Below are 15,452 nucleotides of genomic sequence, written 5' to 3'. Positions count from 1 at the left end.
GCCCGATCGGCTCCAAACCGACCGCCCTCCGTGCGGCGCGTATGCAGACGTACGCACAGCAGGAGGGACCCGCTCGCGGCATGAGTGCCAGAGCGAAGGCAGTGGTCCCGCGCCGTCCGGCCTCCCCATGGCCGGCGCACTACCCGGCGCGGTACGCGACCCCCTTCGTCGCCTCATGTCGCGTCTCACAGAAGAGGCAAGCATCCTGTCCACTACCTTCCGTGAACTCGGAATCCTTCCCGAGACCGCCGAGGCCCTGGAAGCCGTCGGCATCATCAACCCCTTCCCCATCCAGGAGATGACGCTCCCGGTCGCCCTCGCCGGCACCGACGTCATCGGCCAGGCCAAGACCGGCACCGGCAAGACGCTGGGCTTCGGCCTCCCGCTGCTGGAGCGCGTCACCGTCCCCGCGGACGTCGAGGCAGGCCGGGCCAAGCCCGAGCAGCTGACCGACGCCCCGCAGGCGCTGGTCGTCGTCCCCACCCGCGAGCTGTGCCAGCAGGTCACCAACGACCTGCTCACCGCCGGCAAGGTGCGTAACGTCCGCGTCCTGCCGATCTACGGCGGCCGCGCCTACGAGCCGCAGGTCGAGGCCCTGAAGAAGGGCGTCGACGTGATCGTCGGCACCCCGGGCCGACTGCTCGACCTCGCTGGCCAGAAGAAGCTGAGCCTGTCGTCCGTCAAGGCGCTCGTCCTCGACGAGGCCGACGAGATGCTCGACCTCGGCTTCCTCCCCGACGTCGAGAAGATCATCAACATGCTTCCGGCGAAGCGCCAGACGATGCTGTTCTCGGCGACCATGCCGGGCGCGGTGATCAACCTGGCCCGCCGCTACATGTCGCAGCCCACGCACATCCGCGCCACCGCGCCGGACGACGAGGGCGCGACCGTGGCCAACATCACACAGCACGTCTTCCGCGCGCACTCCATGGACAAGCCGGAGATGGTCGCCCGCATCCTGCAGGCCGAGGGCCGCGGACTGGCGATGATCTTCTGCCGTACGAAGCGGACCGCCGCCGACATCGCCGATCAGCTCGCCCGTCGCGGCTTCGCGTCGGGCGCGGTCCACGGCGACCTCGGCCAGGGCGCGCGCGAGCAGGCGCTGCGGGCGTTCCGCAACGGCAAGGTCGACGTGCTGGTCTGCACCGACGTGGCCGCGCGCGGCATCGACGTCGAAGGTGTGACGCACGTCATCAATTACCAGTCGCCCGAGGACGAGAAGACCTACCTGCACCGCATCGGCCGCACCGGTCGCGCGGGCGCGTCGGGCACGGCCATCACGCTGGTCGACTGGGACGACATCCCGCGCTGGCAGCTGATCAACAAGGCGCTGGACCTGTCGTTCAACGCGCCCGAGGAGACGTACTCCACGTCCCCGCACCTGTACGAGCTGCTGGGCATCCCCGAGGGCACCAAGGGTGTCCTGCCGCGCGCCGAGCGCACCCGGGCCGGGCTGGCCGCCGAGGAGATCGAGGACCTCGGCGAGACCGGCCGGGGCGGCCGCGGCGGCCGCGGCCGCGGGGGCCGCGCCGACGAGCCGGCCGCCGAGGACCGCCCCAAGCGCACGCGTACGCCGCGCCAGCGGCGCCGCACGCGCGGCGGCATGGCCCTGGACGATGCGAACGCGGCGACGGAGGCCGTGGCGACAGCCGAGGGCACCGAGGCGGCGGACTCCGCGTCCGCCGCCGAGCCGCGCCAGCCGCGCCGTCGGCGCCGTACGCGCAGTGGCGCGTCGGCGGCCGCGCAGGCCGTCGAGACGGCCGAGAGCACGGAGCGGTCGACGACGGACGAGGCGCCGGAGGCGCCTGCCGCGACGGCACCGGCCGCCGAGGCCGCGGTGGAGACGGTGGACACGGCCGAGGCCCCGGCCAAGCCGCGCCGCCGCCGCACGCGCAGCACCGCCGCCAAGGCGGCGGAGGCCGCGGTGGACACCGCCGAGGGCACGACGGAGACCGCTCCGGCGGAGGAGGCCCCGGCCAAGCCCCGCCGACGCACCCGCAAGGCCGCCGCGACCGCCCCCGAGGCGGCCGTGGACACGGCGGAGGGTACGGAGTCCGCCCCTGCGGAGGAGGCCCCGGCGAAGCCGCGCCGCCGCACCCGCAAGGCGGTGGCCGACACGGCGGAAGCCGCGGTCGACGCCGCCGAGGCACCCGCCGCACCGCGCCGCCGCACCCGCAAGACCGCGGCGGCCGCGCCTGAGGCCGCGGTGGACACCGCCGAGGGCACGACGGACGCCGCTCAGGCGGAGGAGGCCCCGGCCAAGCCGCGCCGCCGCACCCGCAAGGCGGTGGCCGACACGGCCGACGGCACGGCCGAGACCGCCGAGGCACCCGCCGCACCCCGCCGCCGCACCCGCAAGGCCGCGGCGACCGCCCCCGAGGCGGCCGCCGCTCCGGTCGAGGCCGCCGACGGCGCCGAGGCGAAGCCGGTCCGTCGTCGGCGCACGCGCGCGACGGCTCCGGCCGCGGAGGCCACGCCGGAGAGCTGATCCGGACCGTGACCGGCAGAGGGCCCGGACGCCGCGAGGCGTCCGGGCCCTCGCCATTGCACGGAGCGCGGCGCCGCCGGGAGCCTTTCCCTCCCCCAGCGCGGCCGCTGGGGGAGGGCGTAGGGGGCGGGTTGGGGAAGGAAAGCGGCGGCCGGGCCGTAGCCTCAGGGCATGAGCACGCCGCCGACCCTCACCCTCCCCCGTGCGCCCGCCCCAGCAGCCTCCGCACCGCGCGCGGCACCTTCGCCGTGCACGACGCGCGCCCCGACGCGGCGCCTCCGCGCGGGACCGCGCTGCTCGTGCCCGGGTTCACCGGAAGCAAGGAAGACTTCATCGCGCTGCTGGAGCCGCTGGCTGCCGCCGGGTTCCGCGTCGTCGCGGCGGACGGGCGCGGGCAGTACGAGACCGAGGGACCGCCCGACGAGGCCGCGTACGCGCAGGACGAACTGGCCCGTGACGTGCTGGCGCAGGCCATCGCCCTCAGTGGCGAGGACCGCGGTCGCCGGATCCATGTGCTGGGGCATTCGCTGGGCGGGCTGATCGTGCGGGCCGCGGTGCTGCGCACGCCGGACCCGTTCGCGTCCGTGACCATCATGAGCTCCGGCCCGGCGGCCGTCTCCGCGTCCCAGCAGACCCGTACGAGGCAGCTCCTGGACGCGCTCGCCATGCTCGACATGGAGTCCGTCTGGCAGGCGATGCGGGCGCTCGACCCGCCGGAGGCGCCCGAGACGGGCGCGCCGCCCGAGGTGCGGGAGTTCCTGCACCGGCGCTGGCTGGGCACCGTGCGCGAGCAACTCATCGCCACCGGGCGGCAGTTGACCGGCGAGCCGGACCGGGTGGCGGAACTGGCGGCGGTGCCGCTGCCCAAGCACGTCCTGTCCGGCGAGGTCGACTACGCCTGGCCGGTGCCCCTGATCGACGCGATGGCGGAGCGGCTCGCCGCCCGCCGCACGGTGATCGCGGGCGCCGGGCACTCCCCCAACGCCGAGCAGCCGACCGCAACCGCCGAGGCGCTCGCCGCCTTCTGGCAGGACGTCGGCGACGCGTAGCCGAAGCGGCACGGCAGCAGAAGCGGCACGCAGCCAAGGAGCACGTAGCCGAATCAGTACGCGGCCAAGCAGTACGCAGTCGAAACGGTACGCGCCGCCGCGCCACGGCCCATGCCGACGCGTCAGTACTGCGCCTGCAAGTGCTCCCAGAAGCCGTCGCGCAGCGCGCGCCGCAGGTCGGCGTGCGCGCGCAGCGACAGCCGCAGGAGCGCCTCCGCCTCGTTGAGCAGCTCCTGGTCGACCGAGCCCGGCAGGTAGGGGTGGCCGGGCAGCAGCTCGGCCAGGGCGGCGCGGCCGCGGGCGGCGAGCCACTGCGCGGCGACCTGGGCGCCGACGAACCGCACGTCGTCGCGGCCGGGCACCGGCCCGCCGCCCGGCTGGCTGTCGCCGAAGGGCTCGTAGAGGTCCGTACGGCGCGACACGTACGGCTTGCAGAAGTCCAGGTCGAAGGTGCGCTGGCTGTCGACCTCCCACAGCAGCGCCTCGGCCTGGTTGCGGCCCTCGATCGCCTCGATGCCCCACAGGTGCACCCGCGCGCCGTAGCCCTGCGCCGCCTCGACGGCGCTGACCAGGTCCTCGTCGCCGCCGAGGAGGACGGCGTCGCCGATGGCCCGGTGCCGAGCGAGGGACTCCAGGTCGCCGCGGATGAGCGAGTCGACGCCCTTCTGCTGGTTGTTGGCGTTGAGGTTGCCCAGCCGCACCTTGACGTCGGGCAGTTCGGCGATGCGCTGCTGCTCGGAGGTGTGGATCCGGCGGCGGGCCCCGTCGTACCAGTACACGCGCAGCAGCCTGCTGTCCGGGAAGATCGTCCGCGCCTTGTCGATGAACGCCTCGATGATCCCTTCGGCGTCCAGCTCGAAGGCCCTGCGGTCCTCCGTCCCGGCGACCAGCCGGCCGGCGGCGGCGTACACGTACCCGGCGTCCACGAAGATCGCGTGGGTGGACGGCGTGGTCGCGACCTCGGCGAGCACCCGGCGCAGGAGCTCGTTGGTGCGCTCGATCGCCGCGCTGATCGAGCTGAGGTCCGAGGGAATGACGTCGTTCATACGGCCCTCATTGTCCGGGCCCGCGCGGGTGGGGCACAACCGTGGCTGTTACCACGCGTTCATTAGCCTGTGAAAAAATTTCTTTAGCGTAGGGAATGTTTTCGGTGTGTAGTCCGTTCTTCACATAGGGAACGCGCGGCGACGTGGCCGCGCGCGACCACCATCAGTTCTCCTCAGGAGGATCAGACGAAGGGAGAAGCCTGTGCGCTTCGAGATCATGCGCCTCAACGACGTGGACGGCACCGCCGTCGACAGCACCGTCGTGGACGCCGCCTCCGTCAACCGGATCGTGCAGCAGGCCGCCGCCGTCGGCCAGCGCATCTATATCCGCCCGGCCGACGCCTCGGCCTCGTAACGCCTGACGTACGCAAGCGCCCCCGCGCGGACCGGTCGCCGGTCCGCGCGGGGGCGCTGTCGTATACGAGACGGTCGGCTACGGAACGGTCAGCCGCCGCGGATGACCTGGGTGACGCCGTTGATGATCTGCTGGACGGCGATCGCCGACAGCATCATGCCCGCGAGCCGGGTCACCAGCACCACGCCGCCGTCCTTGATCACGCGGATGATCAGCAGCGAGTACCGCATGGTCAGCCACAGCACGACGTGCATCGCGGCGATCGCGCCCCACACGGAGACCTGACCGCCGATCCCGTCCGCGTGCTGCACCGCGAGGATCACCGAGACGATGGCGCCGGGCCCCGCCAGCAGCGGCATGCCCAGCGGTACGAGCGCGACGTTGACGTCCTTGGTCTGCTTCGGCTCATCGGTCTTGCCGGTCAGCAGGTCCAGCGCGATGAGCAGGAGCAGCAGCCCGCCCGCGATCATCAGCGCCGGTACGGAGACGTGCAGGTAGTCCAGGATCTGCTGGCCCAGGATGCCGAACACGGTGATCACGCCGAAGGCGACCGCGACCGCCTGCCACGCCATCCGGCGCTGCACCTTCAGCGGCCGGCCCGCGGTGAGGCCGAGGAAGATCGGAGTGATCCCCGGAGGGTCCATGATCACGAAAAGGGTGAGAAAGAGGGATCCGAAAACGGCGGCATCGAACACAGTGTGGCCTTGCGGGGAGAAGGGTCGAGCGGAGGGCGGTGAGGGTGAGTGAAGGGTGCGGGAGGCAGGCGGAGGCGAGGTGACCGCCACCTGAACGGCGCGGGTCGGCCGCGGACCGGTTGCGGGCGTTGCAGGCGTTACGGGCGGGGGTGACCGCCCGTGCCCGGGACCGGGAACGCGCCGGTGGCACGGCGCGTGATCTCGCCGTAGACCTCGGGGTCGGTGGTGTACTCCCCGAGCCGACAGGTCTTGCGGCTGCCGTGGTAGTCGCTGGAGCCCGTGGTGAGCAGGCCCAGGTCGGCGGCGAGGCCGCGGAGCCGGGCGCGGGTCGGCGCGTCGTGGTCCATGTGGTCCACCTCGATGCCGTCCAGACCGGCGGCGGCCAGTTCGGCGATCGCGCGCTCGGGTACGCACTGGCCGCGCTTGACGGCGAGCGGGTGCGCGAAGACGGCCACGCCGCCCGCACCCTTGATCAGCCGGATCGCCTCGAACGGGTCGAGTTCGTGCTTGCGCACGTCCGCACGGCCGCCGGTGCCGATCCACTCGTCGGTGAAGGCGTCGGAGACGGTCTCGACGACGCCCAGCTCGACCAGCGCGGTGGCGACGTGCGGCCGTCCGACGGCGCCGTCGGCCGCGATGCGCGCGACCTGGTCCCAGGTGACGGGCACGCCGAGGTCGCGCAGCTTGCCGACCATCGCCTTCGCGCGCGGCACCCGGTCGTCGCGCACCAGCTCGCGCTCCCGCGCCAGCTCCGGCTCGGCCGGGTCGAAGAGGTACGCCAGCATGTGCAGGCTCACACCGTCCAGGCGGCACGACAGCTCGGCGCCGGTGACCAGGGTCAGGCCGGACGGCAGCGCCCGCAGCGCCTCGGCGTGCCCGCCGACCGTGTCGTGGTCGGTGAGCGCGACGACGTCCAGTCCCGCGGCGGCGGCGTTGCGCACCAGCTCGGCGGGGGTGTCCGTACCGTCCGAGGCAGTGGAGTGGGTGTGCAGGTCGATACGCACGACGTGACTCCAAGCTGCGACGGAGGGACAAAGGGGACCGCCCCACTGTACCGGGCTCGGCGACCTCACCCGAACGGATCAACGGGTCGGCGGAGTGAGAGCGGGCGGCCGGGGCCGAGTGCCCCGGGCCCGGCCACAGCGAGAGCTACGAGATCAGCCGCGCGAGAGTCACGACATCAGCGGCGCGAGAGTCACGGGATCGACCGCGTCGAGCGTCATGAGAGCAGCCGGGGCGACAGCGCCCCGCACGGCACCACGTCCGTCTCCGCACCGGCGTCCCGCAGATCCGCCAGCACCAGCTCGTCGTACATCAGCAGGCCCGACTGCTCGGGCCAGACGATCGCCCACAGCCACAGCCCGCGCGCCTCGCCCGCGAAGACCGCCCGGTCGTCGGGGACGCCCCCGACCAGCCACAGCGGCGTCGGCCGCCCGGCGGCCACCACTTTGACCTGCGGCGGCCTGTCCACGTTCATCCCGGGCCCGGGGTCGGGACCGGGGAGCCCGGCGAACCGCGCGCCGAGGCCCACGCCCAGTTCCTCCGCGACGAGCAGCAGCTCCCCGGGGCCGCCGAGCGGGCCGGGCCCCGAGCAGGCGACGACGGTGGCGCGGCCGCCGCTGCGGTCGTCCCCCGCGTACGCCACGCCGGTGAACAGCCAGCCGACCGGCAGCGGCCAGGGCATCCATACCGGCACCTGGGCACGCTTGACCACGACCGCGAGTGCTTCGACGCTCGGCGGGACGACCGGCTGCAGGGGGTGCACGGTGCCGTGCACGTCGCACTGCCAGGTGTCGGCGAAGAGACCGGGCGCCCGCACCCGGCCACCGCACTTCGGGCAACTGGGTTCGCCCCTCATAGGGCTCCACGGTCCTCTCCGCGCGTCGCCGCGTCAAGGACGATCACCCGTCCGGAGTCAGTCTCTTTGCCGGTCCGGCCGTCAGTCCGACATCAGTCCGCGCGAGTCCGACGTCAGTCCGCGAGCGGGACGCCCGAGCGCAGCGGGTCCCGCAGGTCCGTACCGTGCCGCAGCCACCGCTCCTGGAGCTCCTTCGCCCCGTGCACCCGCTTCCAGGCCGCCTCGTTCGGCGTCATGGGCAGCAGCGGCAGGAAGCGGACCGGGTCCATCGGCTCATCGAGCGTCAGGTCCTCGACGAGACCGCCCGGTTCCGCGACGAGCACGGAGCTGAACGGCGCCCCCGGCCACAGCGGCTCGCCCACGTCCAGGGACGCGCCGGGGGCCACGACGATGCCCTCCACCTGCGGGGAGGCGGCGAGGACGGCCATCGGGCGGAGGACCTTGTCGGTGTCGGCGCGGCCGGCGCGCACCGACAGCACCAGTTCGGCGCGCGGGCCGCGCACCGGGTCGGCGAGTACGGCCGTGGGGTCCGTCATCGGACGGTCCGACATACCGAGCGTGGCGTACCGCACGATGTCCCCGCCTCCGCCTGTGTCCTCGGAGACGAAACGGAGCACCTCGATACGGTCCGTACCGAGGAAGGTGACGGCGGCGCGGGCGTCGGGCTCGCCCAGCGCGGCGTACAACCGGGCCTGGACCAGCTCAAGTACATCGGACATGCGCCCGACCCTACTGCGCGCCCCGAGGACTCCCCCGGCTCCCCGCATGTGCCGGACCTCATGTGTATCGAACAGGCAAAGCGGCGCCGTAACGGTTCTGCCGACTGATAGCCTTGGCGCCTGCCCAGGGAGTTACGTCGTCCCTCAACGGGGACCGGCCGGAGGAGGTGGGGCTGCGGTGGATCCTAGTCGACCGTGCAGTACCGACAGCTCTCCCGTTCCTGTTCGGACGCTTCTCCTGGTGATCTGAATTCCTCCGTACCCCACTGCCACGCAGTGAAACACGTGAGGTCTCCTGGCGTCCGCAGCACATGACGGTGGAGCGTCTTCGTCTCGTCTTGCCCCGTTTTTCTGCGATCTTCCGTCAGTGCGCGCCGCGGAGGAGCGCTGCCCGCTTTGCGGGCGTACGGACCGCCGGAGTTTCGTACGTCCACCTTCCGGGTCGCGCTGCGCCCCCGGTGCCCCCGCTGACGGCCGGCCCGTGAAGGAGCCCGCCATGTCGATGATCCGCGACCTGCGCGCCGCCGTCCGTCCCACCCTGCGCCGCGGTCACGCCCCGACCACCTACGACTCCACCCGCGACCCGTCCGTGTCGAGCGCGATCGTCGACTGCGCCGTGTACCGCGAGGGCAAGCGGGTCAGCGACCATCTCGGCCCGTCCGAGGCGATGGCCCGGGTGCGCGCGGAGGGCGGCTTCGCGTGGATCGGCCTGCACGAGCCGACGGAGCGTGAGTTCGCCGGTATCGCCCGGGAGTTCGGGCTGCACCCGCTCGCGGTCGAGGACGCCGTCCACGCCCACCAGCGGCCCAAGCTGGAGCGGTACGACGACACCCTCTTCACCGTCTTCAAGACGATCCACTACGTCGAGCACGCCGAACTCACCGCCACCAGCGAGGTCGTGGAGACCGGCGAGGTCATGTGCTTCACCGGCCGGGACTTCATCGTGACCGTGCGGCACGGCGGCCAGGGCTCGCTGCGCGCCCTGCGGCACCGGCTCCAGGACGACCCGGAGCTGCTGGCCAAGGGCCCCTCCGCGGTGCTGCACGCCATCGCCGACCAGGTCGTCGACGGCTATCTCGCGGTCGCCGACGCCGTCCAGGACGACATCGACGAGGTGGAGATCGACGTCTTCTCGGCGACGAGCGGATCGAGCGGGTCCGGCGGATCCGCCCGTGGGGCGCGGCGCGGCGGCGACGCCGGGCGCATCTACCAGCTCAAGCGCGAGGTGCTGGAGTTCAAGCGGGCGGTCTCCCCGCTGCTGCGGCCGATGCAGTTGCTGAGCGAGCGGCCGATGCGGCTGGTGGACCCGGACATCCAGAAGTACTTCCGGGATGTCGCGGACCACCTGGTCCGGGTCAACGAGCAGGTGCTGGCCTTCGACGACCTGCTCAACTCCATCCTCCAGGCGAACCTGGCGCAGGCCACCGTCGCGCAGAACGAGGACATGCGCAAAATCACGGCGTGGGCGGCGATCGTCGCCGTACCGACCATGATCTGCGGCGTCTACGGCATGAACTTCGAGCACATGCCCGAGCTGAAGTGGAAGTACGGCTACCCGACGGTGATGGTGGCGATCGTCGGGGCCTGCTTCGTCATCCACCGCAGCTTCAAGCGGAACGGGTGGCTGTAGGGGTGGTCGGGCTCCGCCTGCCGAGCCGGTCGGCCAGGATCACCAGCGCCAGCCCGGCCAGGATCACCAGCAGCGCCGGGTAGGCGACCGGCGGCGGCGTCTGGCCGAGCCAGAGCGCGGCGATCAGGGCCGCGCCCGGCGTCTCCAGGAGGATCGCGGTCGAGGTCACCGACGGGCCGAGCCCCTTCACCACGCGGTTGATGAGCGAGTGGCCGAGCAGCTGGGCGGTGAGCGTGAGCAGCGCCAGCTTGGCCCAGGTCTGCCCGTCGTAGCCGCCGAGCGAGGCGCCCGAGAGCAGGCAGGTGCCGAGCAGCAGTACGGCGGTGACGGTGTAGCAGACGAAGGTGTACGCGGTGGTGCTCACCGTCCGCCGCACCTGCGCGCCGAGCACCACATAGCCGGCGCCCGCCACGCCGCCCGCCAGCGCGAGGGCGTCACCGGCGAGCGCGCGCGGCGACAGGGACAGGTCCACGCCGGTGAGGATCACCACGCCGAGGAAGGCGACCGCCATGCCCGCCCAGGCCAGGGCGGGCGGCCGGTGCCCGAGCAGCCGCAGCAGCAGCGCCGTCCAGATCGGGGTGGTGGTGACCAGCGCGGTCGAGGAGGCGACGGAGGTCATGTGCAGGCTCGGCAGCCACACCCCGAAGTGCAGCGCGAGCAGCGCGCCCGCGGCGGTCGACAGCAGCAGGGCCTTGCGGCCCATGGCGGCGAGCTCCGCGCGGTGCCGGGGGCGGAGCAGGACCAGCGGGGTGAGCGCGCCGACCGCCATGGCGTTGCGCCAGAACGCGATGGCGAGCGCGGGGGCGGCGGTCGCGGCGATCAGCGGGGCCGACAGCGAGACGCCGGCGATGGCGACGGCGAGGAGCAGGACGTCGAGGGGGACGGCGGCGTGTCCGGCGGCGGCGACCGGCGCGGATATCCGGTCCGGGGCCGTGGCACGGTCGGCGTTTCCGGCGGCGGTACGAGCGGTGGGCACCCCATCAGCGTAAAGCGCGTGGTAGGGCCACGGAACCGCGGACCGGCGGGCGGGACGGCGGACGGCGGGCGCACGGTGGGCGCACGGGACGGCGGGCGGGTGGGGACGGACCCGCGGCCCGGGCCTAAGGTGAGGCCATGACACAGACGCTGATGGACCGCGCCCTCATCGAGGAGGCCACGAAGAAGTCCGCCCTGATCTGGGTGCGGGGCCCCGTCGGCGCGGAGCGCTCGCTGTGGCATGTCTGGCACGACGGCGCGGCCTGGTTGGTCGGCGGCCCGGGCGAGCAGCCGTTGGAGGGGCTCGGCCTGACCGACGGCGGCACCGCCACCGTGACCGTACGCAGCAAGGACAAGGGCGGTCGGCTGGTGGCGTGGCAGGCCCGGGTGACCGAGCCGACCGCGGGCGGCGAGGCGTGGACCGCGGCCGTCGATGAGCTCAAGGGCAAGCGGCTGAACGCGCCGGACGCCGAGCGGATCGCCGAGCGGTGGGCGCGGGAGTGCCGGGTGCTGCGGCTGGAGCCGGCGCCCGTCCCCGTCGAGGCGCTGCCGGACGGCTCACTGGCCGCGGCCCCGCTGCCGACGCCCGCGATCACCCGCCGCCCGATGCCCGCCGCCCTGCCCAAGCTGCTGGCGCGGCGGCGCCGCGCCGCGAAGAAGGACGCGGAGCAGGACGCCCGGCAGGACTAGGCCCGCGACGGCAGCTGCCGCCCGTAGTCGACGATGTCGTCCTTGTCCGGTGCGGCGAGGGCGAAGTCCTTGTTCCAGTCCGTGAGCTGGATGACGCCCGCGCCGCCCGCCCGCTGGAGCCGCAGCGGGTAGGGAGTGCCCTCCAGGGAGACGTCGAGCGAGCCGCCCGAGCCCTCCGCGCCGAGGATCCGGATCGTACGGACGCCGCCGAGCTCGCCGCGGTCGCCGGTGGCGAGCTCGCCGTGCAGCGCCAGCAGCCCGTCGAGCAGCACGCCCTTGTCGGTGAAGCCGCCGAGCTGCTTGTAGGAGGGGTCGCCGACCGGCACCTTCACGTACCGGTCCCCCAGCTTGTCGGCGGCGGCCTGGTCGGTCCTGGAACCCTCCTGCCGGGACCAGAAGTCGGCGCCGGCCTTGAGGTAGAGGTCCTTGCCCACGCGCAGCAGCTCGAAGGTGCCGTCCTTGGTGGAGACCTGGCCGGTGCCGCCGTCGCCCTTGAGGCGCATGTCGAGCTTGTAGGACTGCCCCTTGGTGACGAGGGTGCCGGACAGGTGCACCGCCTCGGCGCCGTTCGCCGCGCTGCGGGCCTTGGCCTCGATCTTCGTGGCCGGGAGCTTCCCCACGCCGTTGGTGCCGGCGTCGGGGTCCTTCTTCTCGCCGCCGCAGCCCGCGAGCGTCGCGGTCAGCCCCACGCACATCGCTCCCACGAGAGCGGCGTTCCGGATGCGCACGTCTGCTCTGCCTCCTGATGCCGGTGCAGTGGGCAGCGTACCCGTGCCGGGGACGCGTACCCGCAGGCAGGCGGGCAGCTGTGCGTGCGACGGCGGGGCAGGCCGGGGCGCGTTAGCCTGAATCCGGATTGGGCTGATATGCCGGGCCTGGGAGGTGTGCGCGTGGGTGCGGGCGGTTCCAGGGTCTTCGTGTCCCATCTCGCGGGTGTCTCCGTCTTCGACCCGAACGGCGACCTGGTGGGCCGGGTCCGCGATCTCGTCGCGATGCTGCGCCTGGGCGGCCGCCCGCCGCGCGTCCTCGGCCTGGTGGTCGAGCTGGTCAGCCGACGACGGATCTTCCTGCCCATGACCCGGGTGACGGGGGTGGAGTCCGGCCAGGTCATCACCACCGGCGTGGTCAACATGCGGCGCTTCGAGCAGCGCCCGACCGAGACGCTGGTGCTCGGCGAACTGCTCGACCGGCGGGTGCGGCTGGTGGAGACGGGCGAGGACGTGACCGTTCTCGACGTGGCGATGGTGCAGCTGCCCGCCCGCCGCGACTGGGAGATCGACAAGGTCTTCGTACGGCGCGGCAAGGGCGGCGCACTGCGGCGCCGCGGGGAGACCCTGACCGTCGAGTGGTCGGCCGTCACCGGCTTCTCGCTCCAGGAGCACGGGCAGGGCGCGGAGAACCTGCTGGCCACCTTCGAGCAGCTGCGCCCCGCGGACCTGGCCAACGTGCTGCACCACCTGTCCGCCAAGCGGCGCGCGGAGGTGGCCGCGGCCCTCGACGACGACCGGCTGGCGGACGTCCTGGAGGAGCTGCCCGACGACGACCAGGTGGAGATCCTCGGCAAGCTCAAGGAGGAGCGCGCCGCCGACGTGCTGGAGGCCATGGACCCGGACGACGCCGCCGACCTGCTGTCGGAGCTGCCGGAAGCGGACAAGGAACGGCTGCTGGGGCTGATGCGGCCCCGCGAGGCGGCCGACATGCGGCGGCTCATGGCGTACGAGGAGCGCACGGCGGGCGGCCTGATGACCACCGAGCCGATCGTGCTGCTGCCGGACGCGACGGTCGCGGACGCGCTGGCGCTGGTGCGCAACCGCGACCTGTCGCCCGCTCTGGCCGCGCAGGTGTACGTGTGCCGGGCGCCGGACGAGACGCCGACGGGCCGGTACCTGGGCCTGGTGCACTTCCAGCGGCTGCTGCGCGACCCGCCCTTCACCCTGGTCAGCTCGCTGGTCGACACCGATCTGCGACCGCTGCCGCCGGATGCCCCGCTGCCCCTGATCACCAGCTATCTGGCCACGTACAACATGGTGGCCGCGCCGGTCGTGGACGAGAGCGGATCGCTGCTGGGCGCGGTGACCGTCGACGACGTACTGGACCATCTGCTGCCGCAGGACTGGCGGGAGCGGGAACTGCACAGTGCGGATGTGCCGGACGTGGAGGGGACCGCCGGTGGCCGATGAGGTGAGCCGGCTCTCCCGGCCCAAGGAGCCGCGCCGCGCGCGGCTGCCCCGATGGGACCCGGAGGCGTTCGGCAAGGCGTCGGAGCACATCGCCCGGTTTCTGGGCACCGGCCGGTTCATCGCCTGGATGACGGTCTTCGTCTTCGTGTGGGTGACGTGGAACGTCGCGGCTCCGGACCGGCTGCGGTTCGACGAGTTCCCGTTCATCTTCCTGACGCTGATGCTGTCGTTGCAGGCCTCGTACGCGGCTCCGCTGATCCTGCTGTCCCAGTACCGGCAGGCCGACCGCGACCGCGTCGCCGTCGAGCAGGACCGCAAGCAGAACGAGCGCAGCATCGCCGACACCGAATACCTGACGCGCGAGGTCGCGGCGCTGCGCATGGGTCTGGGCGAGGTCGCCACCCGGGACTGGCTGCGCTCGGAGTTCGAGGAACTGGTCAGGCGGATGGAGCTGCGGGAGGCGGCGGCCCGGGCCGGGCGCCAGGAGGCTCCGGGCCGGGAGTCCGGAGAGTGAGGAAGGCGACCGCTGAAGCCTTACCGACTCGTACGGTGAGCGCCGTACCATCGGGGCATGGCTACCGACACCACCGATCCCACCCCCGCCGCGGCCCCGTCCGAGGACGCGGTGCGCGCCGCGCTCGCCACGGTGAACGACCCGGAGATCCACAAGCCGATCACCGATCTCGGCATGGTCAAATCGGTGGAGATCGCGGCGGACGGCGCGGTCGCGGTGGTGGTCTATCTGACCGTCTCGGGCTGCCCGATGCGGGAGACGATCACCAATAACGTGTCGGAGGCCGTGGCGAAGGTCCCCGGAGTCACCCGCGTGGCCGTCGACCTGGACGTGATGAGCGACGAGCAGCGGCGTGAGCTGGCCGCCTCGCTGCGCGGCGGGCAGGCCGAGCGCGAGGTGCCGTTCGCCAAGCCCGGCTCGCTGACCCGGGTGTACGCGGTGGCGTCCGGCAAGGGCGGCGTCGGCAAGTCGTCGGTGACGGTCAACCTGGCCGCGGCGATGGCGGCGGACGGGCTCAAGGTCGGCGTCGTGGACGCCGACATCTACGGCCACTCGGTGCCGCGCATGCTGGGCGCGGACGGCCGGCCGACCCAGGTCGAGAACATGATCATGCCGCCGTCGGCGAACGGGGTGAAGGTCATCTCGATCGGGATGTTCACCCCGGGCAACGCCCCGGTGGTGTGGCGCGGGCCGATGCTGCACCGCGCGCTCCAGCAGTTCCTGGCGGACGTGTACTGGGGCGACCTGGACGTGCTGCTGCTGGACCTGCCGCCGGGCACCGGCGACATCGCGATCTCGGTGGCGCAGCTCGTGCCGAACGCCGAGATCCTGGTGGTCACCACGCCGCAGCAGGCGGCGGCCGAGGTCGCCGAGCGGGCCGGTTCGATCGCCGTGCAGACCCATCAGAAGATCGTCGGCGTCGTGGAGAACATGTCCGGGCTGCCGTGCCCGCACTGCGACGAGATGGTGGACGTGTTCGGCACGGGCGGCGGTCAGCTGGTCGCCGACGGGCTGACCCGGACCACCGGCACCACCGTCCCGGTGCTGGGCAGCATCCCCATCGACGTACGGCTGCGCGAGGGCGGCGACGAGGGCAAGCCGGTCGTGATCACCGACCCGGACTCGCCGGCCGGCAGCGCGCTGCGCGCGATCGCGGGCAAGCTGGGCGGGCGGCAGCGGGGCCTGTCGGGCATGTCGCTGGGCATCACCCCGCGCAACAAGTTCTGAGGTCCTCAGGGCTCACACATGTGGGA

The 15,452-nt window shown here is 73.0% G+C and carries 14 protein-coding genes and 1 pseudogene; 8 read left to right on the top strand and 7 right to left on the bottom strand.

Features of this window, described 5'->3' with window-relative positions; genetic code table 11:
• Nucleotides 1-175 precede the first annotated feature (175 nt).
• Both Q3Y56_RS23345 and Q3Y56_RS23340 read left to right on the top strand, forming a co-directional pair.
• Nucleotides 176-2,488 (top strand): DEAD/DEAH box helicase, encoded by a 2,313-nt coding sequence (locus tag Q3Y56_RS23345; RefSeq protein ID WP_304463799.1) that lies wholly within the window; start codon nucleotides 176-178, stop codon nucleotides 2,486-2,488.
• Between the two features lie 171 nt (nucleotides 2,489-2,659).
• Nucleotides 2,660-3,537, top strand: a pseudogene (locus Q3Y56_RS23340) (alpha/beta fold hydrolase).
• A 122-nt stretch (nucleotides 3,538-3,659) separates the two neighbouring features.
• Here the strand turns inward: Q3Y56_RS23340 and Q3Y56_RS23335 are convergent.
• Complete coding sequence (locus Q3Y56_RS23335) at nucleotides 3,660-4,583, bottom strand: NYN domain-containing protein (protein ID WP_304463798.1); 924 nt, start codon at nucleotides 4,581-4,583, stop codon at nucleotides 3,660-3,662.
• 202 nt (nucleotides 4,584-4,785) lie between these two features.
• Between Q3Y56_RS23335 and Q3Y56_RS23330 the strand changes: the two genes are divergently transcribed.
• Complete coding sequence (locus Q3Y56_RS23330; RefSeq protein ID WP_304463797.1) at nucleotides 4,786-4,938, top strand: hypothetical protein; 153 nt, start codon at nucleotides 4,786-4,788, stop codon at nucleotides 4,936-4,938.
• A gap of 89 nt (nucleotides 4,939-5,027) precedes the next feature.
• Here the strand turns inward: Q3Y56_RS23330 and Q3Y56_RS23325 are convergent, their stop codons facing one another.
• From Q3Y56_RS23325 to Q3Y56_RS23310, 4 genes are all read right to left on the bottom strand, one after another.
• On the bottom strand, nucleotides 5,028-5,633 hold the full coding sequence (locus Q3Y56_RS23325) for a MarC family protein (protein ID WP_304463796.1): 606 nt from the start codon (nucleotides 5,631-5,633) through the stop codon (nucleotides 5,028-5,030).
• 137 nt (nucleotides 5,634-5,770) lie between these two features.
• Complete coding sequence (locus Q3Y56_RS23320; RefSeq protein ID WP_304463795.1) at nucleotides 5,771-6,637, bottom strand: PHP domain-containing protein; 867 nt, start codon at nucleotides 6,635-6,637, stop codon at nucleotides 5,771-5,773.
• 215 nt (nucleotides 6,638-6,852) lie between these two features.
• Complete coding sequence (locus tag Q3Y56_RS23315; RefSeq protein WP_304463794.1) at nucleotides 6,853-7,491, bottom strand: DUF6758 family protein; 639 nt, start codon at nucleotides 7,489-7,491, stop codon at nucleotides 6,853-6,855.
• Between the two features lie 113 nt (nucleotides 7,492-7,604).
• Nucleotides 7,605-8,210, bottom strand: coding sequence for a suppressor of fused domain protein (locus tag Q3Y56_RS23310; RefSeq protein WP_304463793.1), 606 nt, complete (start codon nucleotides 8,208-8,210; stop codon nucleotides 7,605-7,607).
• A gap of 496 nt (nucleotides 8,211-8,706) precedes the next feature.
• Here Q3Y56_RS23310 and Q3Y56_RS23305 point away from each other — a divergent pair, with 496 nt between their 5' ends.
• On the top strand, nucleotides 8,707-9,840 hold the full coding sequence (locus Q3Y56_RS23305) for a magnesium and cobalt transport protein CorA (protein WP_304463792.1): 1,134 nt from the start codon (nucleotides 8,707-8,709) through the stop codon (nucleotides 9,838-9,840).
• On the opposite strand, the gene Q3Y56_RS23300 is transcribed toward Q3Y56_RS23305, so the two are convergent.
• The gene (locus Q3Y56_RS23300; RefSeq protein WP_304465753.1) at nucleotides 9,818-10,759 is read right to left on the bottom strand and encodes a DMT family transporter; all 942 of its coding nucleotides are present in this window, start codon (nucleotides 10,757-10,759) and stop codon (nucleotides 9,818-9,820) included. The two genes, Q3Y56_RS23305 and Q3Y56_RS23300, sit on opposite strands and share 23 nt — an antisense overlap.
• A 194-nt stretch (nucleotides 10,760-10,953) precedes the next feature.
• On the opposite strand from Q3Y56_RS23300, the gene Q3Y56_RS23295 reads away from it, so the two are divergent.
• The gene (locus Q3Y56_RS23295; protein ID WP_304463791.1) at nucleotides 10,954-11,505 is read left to right on the top strand and encodes a hypothetical protein; all 552 of its coding nucleotides are present in this window, start codon (nucleotides 10,954-10,956) and stop codon (nucleotides 11,503-11,505) included.
• Here Q3Y56_RS23295 and Q3Y56_RS23290 read toward each other — a convergent pair.
• Nucleotides 11,502-12,200: a hypothetical protein gene (locus Q3Y56_RS23290; RefSeq protein ID WP_304465752.1), complete on the bottom strand. Its 699-nt coding sequence runs from the start codon at nucleotides 12,198-12,200 to the stop codon at nucleotides 11,502-11,504. The genes Q3Y56_RS23295 and Q3Y56_RS23290 overlap by 4 nt on opposite strands.
• 195 nt (nucleotides 12,201-12,395) lie before the next feature.
• On the opposite strand from Q3Y56_RS23290, the gene Q3Y56_RS23285 reads away from it, so the two are divergent.
• From Q3Y56_RS23285 to Q3Y56_RS23275, 3 genes are read left to right on the top strand one after another with little or no spacing between them, the layout of a single operon-like run.
• Entirely contained in the window at nucleotides 12,396-13,685 is a 1,290-nt protein-coding gene (locus Q3Y56_RS23285; protein ID WP_304463790.1) for a magnesium transporter MgtE N-terminal domain-containing protein, read from the top strand.
• Entirely contained in the window at nucleotides 13,675-14,199 is a 525-nt protein-coding gene (locus tag Q3Y56_RS23280; protein WP_304463789.1) for a DUF1003 domain-containing protein, read from the top strand. The genes Q3Y56_RS23285 and Q3Y56_RS23280 overlap by 11 nt, the downstream gene beginning before the upstream one ends.
• 57 nt (nucleotides 14,200-14,256) lie before the next feature.
• Entirely contained in the window at nucleotides 14,257-15,426 is a 1,170-nt protein-coding gene (locus tag Q3Y56_RS23275) for an Mrp/NBP35 family ATP-binding protein (protein ID WP_304463788.1), read from the top strand.
• The last annotated feature ends 26 nt before the right edge of the window (nucleotides 15,427-15,452 follow it).

The organism is Streptomyces sp. XD-27, from assembly GCF_030553055.1.
Lineage (GTDB): Bacteria > Actinomycetota > Actinomycetes > Streptomycetales > Streptomycetaceae > Streptomyces.
Note: the sequence above shows the minus strand (reverse complement) of the source record. Positions and strands in the feature narration are given on the sequence as shown.